Source organism: Cupriavidus taiwanensis (genome assembly GCF_900250075.1).
Taxonomy (GTDB): Bacteria; Pseudomonadota; Gammaproteobacteria; order Burkholderiales; family Burkholderiaceae; genus Cupriavidus; species Cupriavidus taiwanensis_C.
Map to the genome: position 1 here is coordinate 1 of NZ_OFTT01000009.1, position 6,356 is coordinate 6,356.

Annotated in this window: 4 protein-coding genes; 1 reads left to right on the plus strand and 3 read right to left on the minus strand. The window is 58.1% G+C overall.

Translation table 11 applies throughout. The features are described from left to right. Positions 1–1,042: 1,042 nt before the first annotated feature. Together CBM2588_RS30905 and acnA are read right to left on the minus strand one after the other, a co-directional pair. The gene (locus tag CBM2588_RS30905; RefSeq protein ID WP_115684112.1) at positions 1,043–1,396 is read right to left on the minus strand and encodes a GntR family transcriptional regulator; all 354 of its coding nucleotides are present in this window, start codon (positions 1,394–1,396) and stop codon (positions 1,043–1,045) included. A 27-nt stretch (positions 1,397–1,423) separates the two neighbouring features. Further along, on the minus strand, positions 1,424–4,060 hold the full coding sequence (gene acnA / locus CBM2588_RS30910) for an aconitate hydratase AcnA (RefSeq protein ID WP_373424432.1): 2,637 nt from the start codon (positions 4,058–4,060) through the stop codon (positions 1,424–1,426). Between the two features lie 252 nt (positions 4,061–4,312). Here acnA and CBM2588_RS30915 point away from each other — a divergent pair, with 252 nt between their 5' ends. After that, entirely contained in the window at positions 4,313–5,257 is a 945-nt protein-coding gene (locus CBM2588_RS30915) for a GntR family transcriptional regulator (RefSeq protein ID WP_115684114.1), read from the plus strand. Between the two features lie 39 nt (positions 5,258–5,296). Here the strand turns inward: CBM2588_RS30915 and CBM2588_RS30920 are convergent. Further along, positions 5,297–6,356, minus strand: a 1,060-nt coding sequence (locus tag CBM2588_RS30920; RefSeq protein WP_269462469.1) for an aconitase family protein, incomplete at its 5' end; no start/stop codon positions are given.

Genomic DNA, 6,356 nt, shown 5'->3' on the forward strand with positions numbered 1-6,356 from the left:
GCTGGACCGCCTCTTTCGTATCCCATTTGTCCAAGCCTGTGTAGCCCCACCAGTCCCAGCGACGAGAATCGATTGCCGCTGCAGTCGGCGATCACCGGTGGCGCAGGGTGTGGGCGGTGATGGAGCAGTGGATGCCCGGTGACTTGCTGGTGCTTCGCGTCGGCGAGAAGCGATCTCGTGCGGTACCACGCGTCGTCTGGATGGGTCTCACTCGCGGTGCCGTATCTCTTGACCAGTTTCTTGGAGGCCCGAGCGTGTTGCGCGGGGCGGCGGTGGTGCGTACAAGTGGCGTGCAAAGTGTTGAGGACTGGCGTCTGGAGTCATTGCGTGAGATCCTAATCGGTGCGAGCGTATATAGCGAGAGCCACCAAGGCCTGCTCACCGTGACACAGTTCACCCACCAGTCGGTTTTCAGTGCCCCACGGTGTCGCGACGCACTATCGGCGCGGTCAGCGCCTCTGGCACGCGCCCGCAGAAACGGGTACACCATGACGGATTCGCACTTTCAGGACGCGATGAATTGGTCGTTGGGGCCTCATCGCCGCAGCGGTTGGGACAACCGATACTTTATGGACACAAAATTTAGCGACTTCCAGACACCTGAGGTCCTGAGTATCGCCATCGTTGGAGAGAATGGTTACGTATTCTATGGAGAGCGTACGGACTTTAGCGAAACCAGGTGCAGCGATTTCGTCCGAGCGCTCGTGATACCGCAGTTCGGCCGATGCGAGGAAAGAGCGATGAATTTGGCGCAACTGCGTGAAGAGTTGTGCGATTGGATCGCGGGCATTCCTGCGGCTTCCAAGCCTGTCCTCTGCTACGACCACACCGTGGACCTTGACATGCTGCGAGTACTTCTGAGCGGGCGATTGCCGACCGATTGGCGCTTCGAGAATATCCGTGGCCAACTCGACCCTGCACGCCCGTCGGCATACTTTTTTACGGTACGGTGGCGAGCACCACGTGTTGCACGATGCGCGTGCCAATGCATACGCTTGCGGCTTTTAGCCGACGACGCTCGTCCGCCGATGGTCTACGGCATCTACGGCATAAACTCCCAGCCATAGCCTGGGGAGGGCATCCCCCGTCCTTCTTGAGAAATTCGTTGCAGCACGGCGTTGAGTTGCGTTGCCGTGAGCTCGTGACGGTCTTTCAGAAGCTGCGATGCCACTTCAGATGCTGGAACATCCATGACTTTGGCCACAAAGTAGCCGTGGTTTTCCTTCCGGGTGACAATGCCTCGTTCATGCAGGCGAAGAAGGGCTTCATTCAAAGGAGATCGGTATACGCGCAACTTGTCCGCCAGGCGCTGCGCAGGAAGATGTGCGCCAACGGCCAAGTTTTCATTCTGGATAAACGAGATGATGTCGATGGCTGCCGAACTGCACTTGCTCATAGTTGTGCTTGTGGAAATTCCCTTTCTTTAGTGGAGAGATTGTTCCCGTGCGCCTTGCGCCAAAGTCTTCCGCAATATCAAGGGGATGACTCCGCCTTCGCGGAGAAGGTCCACCTCAAGTCGAGTCTCGACAGCGGCCGTCGCCTCAAACGTGTCCACCGTGCCGCTTCGGCGAACAATGCGCACAAGAATGTTGCAGCGAGGTGAGAGTTTATCTGGGGCTGCGTTTATCACAACCATGTCACCCAGTTGAATGTTCAAAGATTGCGGAGTCATACCTTTGGGCATGCGTAAAGGCAATATCCCCATGCCAATGAGGTTGGAGCGGTGAATGCGCTCGAAGCTCAATGCGATGACGGCCCGAATCCCGAGCAGGCGTTGCCCCTTGGCTGCCCAGTCTCGGGACGATCCTGTCCCATAGCGCTCTCCTGCGATCAGCACGACGGAATCTCCATCCCGCCGGTAGCGGTCCGCCACCTCGAAGATTGGCTGAATACCGCCGCTTGGCACATGGACAGTGTGGGCAGTCGGCGCGTCGGGCTGCAGTAGGTTGAGGAGGGTCTTGTTGAAGAAGGCGGCCCGAACCATGACTTCCCAGTTCCCGCGGCGTGACGCGAATACGTTGAGGTCGTTCCGGTCGTCTCCTCGGCTGACCAGAAAGTCGGCGACAAAGCTGTCCTTGGGGATAGCGCTCGCCGGCGAGATGTGGTCGGTTGTAACGTCGTCTCCAAGCACCAGCAGCGGAAATGCCTCATAGCTTCCCAATTGCGACGCTTGGTCAAGGGATGCGAAAGGCGGTCGGCGCAAAGCTGTCGAACTATCATCCCATGGGTAGCGTGGCGAATCAGGCGAGGGAAGGGAACCCCAAATCGGGTTGCCGGATGCGATTTCGAATGCTTTACGGTAATCGCGAGGGTCCGTGCCTCTGGCCAGGAGCTCCTCTACTTCTTCACGGCTAGGCCAGAGGTCTTTCAGGTACACCGGCGTGCCATCAGGGGCGACCTGCACCGGCTCGCGCTCAAGGTCGGCCTCGGCGTTGCGCGCCAAAGCGAATGCGACCACGAGAGGCGGAGACATGATGAACGCCAGATTCAGCTCGGGGTGAATGCGTCCAGGGAAGTTGCGATTGCCGGACAGCATTGCTACAGGCCACGCCGACTGGTGGGCCATGGCCTCCCTTATTTCGGGTGTCAGTGGGCCAGGGTTCCCGATGCACGTCGTACATCCATATCCGACTATGTCGAATCCCACCGCGGCCAGATCGTCCGTCAGCCCACACCGCTCAAGATACGCCGCCGCAGCCGGCGAGCCAGGGGCAAGCGAGGTCTTTGTCCACGGTGCGACGGAAAGTCCAAATGCGCGGGCCTTCCGTGCGACAAGTCCAGCCGCAATCAGAAGAGCGGGGTCGGACGTGTTTGTACAACTGGTAATCGCCGCGATCGCAACGGGATAACGCGGCATTTGCTCCAATGCGACCTTCTGTTCAAAGGGAAACTTGGCAAGTGCGGTGCCGGTGTCAGTGTAGGCCAGTAGGTCCTGTGGTCGCCTAGGCCCGGCAATGTGCATATCAACGCTTGCGAGGTCGACTTCGATGGTCCGGGTGTATCGAGGCTCTTGGTTTTTGTCGAACCACAGGCCGATGCGCTTGGCATACTCTCCGACCAGCGCTACGTGATCTGTGCTCCGGCCCGTCGAGATGAGATACGTCAGCGTCTTGTCGTCGATGGGGAAGAAGCCTGTCGTCGCCCCGTACTCTGGCGCCATGTTGGCTACAACGGCTCGCTCGCCCGCAGACAGGGTGGCAACCCCTGGCCCGAAGTACTCTACGAATTCGCCCGACACTTCAATGGCCCGAAGTCGCTGGGTGACGGTCAGCGCCAGGTCGGTAGCCAGTACGCCTGGACGCAGCGCATTGTGGAAGCGCACGCCGATAACGTCCGGGATGCGCTGCATGACGGGCATGCCAAACATCACCGTCTGCGCTTCAAGTCCGCCAACCCCCCAACCAAGCACGCCAATGCCGTTAATCATCGGAGTATGACTGTCGGTGCCGATGAGCGTATCGGGAATGACCCATTTGGCGCCATTCCGCTCCTCGGAGGTCACGACTGTCGCAAGTTGCTCCAAGTTGAGGGTGTGCATGATGCCTGTCCCAGGCGGATGAATCCGAACGCGGGCCAGGGACTTGGATGCCCAGCGTAAGAAGCTGTACCGCTCGGCATTGCGAGTGCATTCAACCTTCAGGTTCACTTCGGCGGCATCGGACTGGGCGAAGGCCTCGACGGCGAGGGAGTGATCCACCGAAGAGTCGACTGGCACGACCGGGTTCAGCGCAGTCGGGTCGGCACCGGCCTCGGCAAGTGCATCACGCATTGCAGCGATATCCACCAATGCTGGCGTACTGGTCGTGTCGTGCATCAAAACGCGGCCGGGCTGGAACGCAATCTCGGTCGTGCTGGTGCCAGTTTCGAGCCACGCAAGAAGGGCCGTGATCGCCTCGTCGCGCTCGGCCCCTTCCATGGTGCGAGTGACGTTCTCGAATAATACGCGGAGCACGAACGGCAGCCTGGCCAGGGAGGGCCCCAGCATCGCGGGTAGGTCGACGTAGCGGTGCGCGACGCCGCCAACTTGGAGGCAGCTTTCTAGACAGGGTATCGAGGACATCATTGTATTTTGCACATTCATAGTACGAAATGCAATGGTGTTCTGCGATTGGCACCCCGAGCCCTCCGGGCGACACTCAGAGGGCGAGATCTGCACATTCTATAATTCCGGCGTAGCTGGCATACCGTGCTATGCCACCCATTCCGGGTGTCGAGGTAGACAAGTGGCAACGGTATTGTTCTCTTTCGTCAAAAAATACGCAGGATCGCGTGGTATATTTGATTGCATGACTAATGGCGCTGTGTGGTGAACATGTCCGCAGATTTAACTTTGGGCCAAAAAAAAGCCGTACAGGCCATCGTGGCTTACGTGCGCCGGGAAGGGCTCATGGCGGGGCATCACCTTCCGGAGTGGGGCTTGGCGAAGCTCATCGGCACGTCGCGTTCGCCTATCCGCGTGGCGCTTGAGCATTTAACGCAGCTTGGCGTTGTTCGCTATGACAAGCACAAAGGCTACTCGTTGGTCGCGAACGCCACAGACATTCCCATCGAAACTTTAGATGAAGTGGCTGTAGCTGATGACGCGGTCTACCTGCGCCTGGCAGACGCCTATTTCGGTGGTGAAGTGGCGGGATCGATGAAGGAGGCGGACCTCATACGCCTTCTAAACGTCACTCGGCCGGAACTCCGTCGCGCTTTGCAGCGGGCCGAGACGGAGGGTTGGACAGAAAAAGAGACAGGGTATGGCTGGGAGTTCACTGCGAGCGTGAACAGCCTCGAAGGTTACGAGGACCTTTATGCCCTGCGCATTGCCATTGAGCCAGCAGGCATACTAAGTCCGAAGTTTCGACCGGACCTGGCGGAGTTGGACGAGCTTCGGAAAGAGCAATTAAGCATCGTGAGCGGGCTGCATCGAACACTGACACCGATCGAGCGCTTTGAATCCAATGCGAACTTCCACGCCACCATTGCAAAGTGGTCAGGAAATAAGCTCGCAATCCAGATCCTCCGCCGGCTCGATAAGATGCGTCGCGTGGTCGAGTATCAGCAGTCACGCCGACAATTGCCCCGCGTTGAATTGGCGCAGGAACATCTCGCCATTCTCGATGCTATTGAAGGTGGTGACTTCATTTCAGCCGCTTCCTTGCTCCGCAATCATCTGGACAACTCAAGGCGTAAAAAAGCCGTACCGTCGGCATTTCGCACAGAGCAAAAAGCTAACGAGAGTACGGCGGAGCCGACTGAGACAGTCGGCTAGCTCTTCGTGCTCAACAGATGACCTGTTGAGCGCGCCCCGCTACGATATTTCAGCAATCCCCGCCATCATCGACTGATATTCCTCGATTGTCGGGATCCGCCCGAGGCTGGATGCGATGGCCGCCGTTTCCGCGGACGCTAAAAATACCTTTGCGCCGTTGCCCATGCGATTGGGGAAGTTTCGAGTGCTGGTTGACACGACAGTGGCGCCGTCTCTGACTCGAGCTTGGTTACCCATGCATAGGGAGCATCCCGGAGTTTCGATTCGTGCTCCGACTTTGCCAAAAGTCGAAAAGCGGCCTTCTTCCCGCAGAATATCCGCGTCCAACTTGGTGGGCGGCGCTATCCACATGCGGACGGGCACCTCTCCGTTGCCTTTGATGAGGTCGCTGGCGGTGCGAAAATGACTGACGTTGGTCATGCACGAGCCGAGGAACACCTCGTCAATGTTCGTCCCTGCTACTTCCGACAGGAAGCGAGCGTCATCCGGGTCGTTCGGACAACACAGAATAGGTTCGGAAATCTCGTCTAGATTGATCTCTAGTACAGCTGCGTACGTAGCATTCTGGTCTGCTCTTAACAGAGATGGCTCATTCAGCCAGTTCTCCATCGCCTGTAGCCTTCTCTCAAGAGTTGCCCGCTCGTTGTATCCCTCGGCAATCATGCGTTGAATCAATTTCACGTTCTCTTGTAGAAAGCTCCGCACTGCCGGGATGCCTAACTGGACCGCGCATGCGGCCGCTGACCGCTCCGCTGATGCATCTGTGAATTCGAATGCCTGAGCCACAGTCAGGTCAGACAGGCCGTCGATCTCCAGAATTCGGCCTGCAAAGGCATTAACTTTGTTTGCCTTTTCTAATGTCAGGAGGCCTGCGCGTTTGGCGTACAGCGGAATGGCGTGTACCAAATCACGAATTGTGATTCCTGATTGCATTTGGCCACGGAAGCGCACAAGCACCGACTCTGGCATATCGAGTGGCATGGCGCCTGTCGCTGCGGCAAACGCGACTAGTCCCGATCCCGCTGGGAAACTCAATCCGATTGGGAAGCGCGTATGTGAATCGCCACCGGTGCCGACCATGTCGGGCAGCACCAGCCGA